This window comes from Phenylobacterium sp. (assembly GCF_030693805.1).
Classification (GTDB): Bacteria; Pseudomonadota; Alphaproteobacteria; order Caulobacterales; family Caulobacteraceae; genus Phenylobacterium.
On record NZ_JAUXZW010000014.1, the window covers coordinates 1 to 1,092 of the forward strand.

Below are 1,092 nucleotides of genomic sequence, written 5' to 3' on the forward strand. Positions count from 1 at the left end.
AATATCAAATCAGCAACCGGCCAAATACCTGATTTTAGTTTTGGCGGAACTGCAACAATTATGGACTCGTGCCAATTAACCACAAGTATGAACTACCAGATGAATAATCCTGAAAATCGCTTTACTGTGGCCGGAAGTTTAAGCCCGTTCAATATGCGCATTTTAAACCCGGTATTGGAACCACTTGCTTCGGTTTCGATACGTTCAGGAAAAGTTGAACGTTTCCAATTTACTTTTTCTGCCGATCGGACCAATGCCAGTGGATATGTTATTTTTGGGTACAATGATATGAAGATTTCAGTTTTGGAAATGAAAAACGGGAATACCAAAGAAGCAAAATTCGCCAGTTTTTTAGCTAACAGCATTTTACTGAGGTCAAAGAATCCCAGAGGCAATGAATTACTTCCGGATGAAATAAACTTCATGCGTGATGAAAAACGATCGGTAGCAAATTATTGGTGGAAAGCTTTATTCAGCGGGATCAGAAATACACTGGGCTTAAAGGAAAGCAAACAGGATCAGCCAAATAATGATTAACAGCAGGCATTATTTCTGAAGATTTAAAATCAGGGATAATTTGACAGTACGGTAAGTCCAATCGCGTAAGCCATGTAAATATTGCAGCCTGACGGTTTTATTTGCAAGATGGTGTTTCAGATCGAAAGTATATACCATCGGCTTATCGCGCTCGTTTTTATATCCTGAATAGCCTGACAAAGAGTTTGAAATTGTCCAATGCAATCCTTTCAGGTCAGTACCCAAACCATACATAAAGGCATCGTTCTGAAGGTTTAATTCGTCATTGGTTTGCCAGGAGTAAAATCCGAAAGAAGCAAAGGGCAATAACGAGATTTTTTCATTTCTTCCGGCATAGCTTTTGGAGAAGCTGAAATCAAAAAAATATCCCGGGCTATCCGAATACCTTGCTCCTTCAAGCTGATTTCCCGATGCCGTTCTTCCGGCCATCCGGACCATTGTGTCAGGGAATTTTCGTCCTTTTACCAATTGAATCAATGTTGAAAAAAATAAATCGCCATTGGCAAATCCCTTGCCGTCAAAATCGCGCGAAATACGCTCATCGCGGACAAAATC

Annotated in this window: 2 protein-coding genes; one reads left to right on the forward strand and one right to left on the reverse strand. The window is 40.2% G+C overall.

Going from position 1 to position 1,092, the window contains the following annotated elements; all coding sequences use genetic code 11:
- The coding region (locus Q8M88_RS00865) for a hypothetical protein (RefSeq protein WP_305594131.1) at positions 1-537 on the forward strand (537 nt) is incomplete at its 5' end.
- A 9-nt stretch (positions 538-546) separates the two neighbouring features.
- Here the strand turns inward: Q8M88_RS00865 and Q8M88_RS00870 are convergent.
- On the reverse strand, positions 547-1,092 hold a 546-nt coding region (locus tag Q8M88_RS00870), incomplete at its 5' end, for a hypothetical protein (protein WP_305594133.1).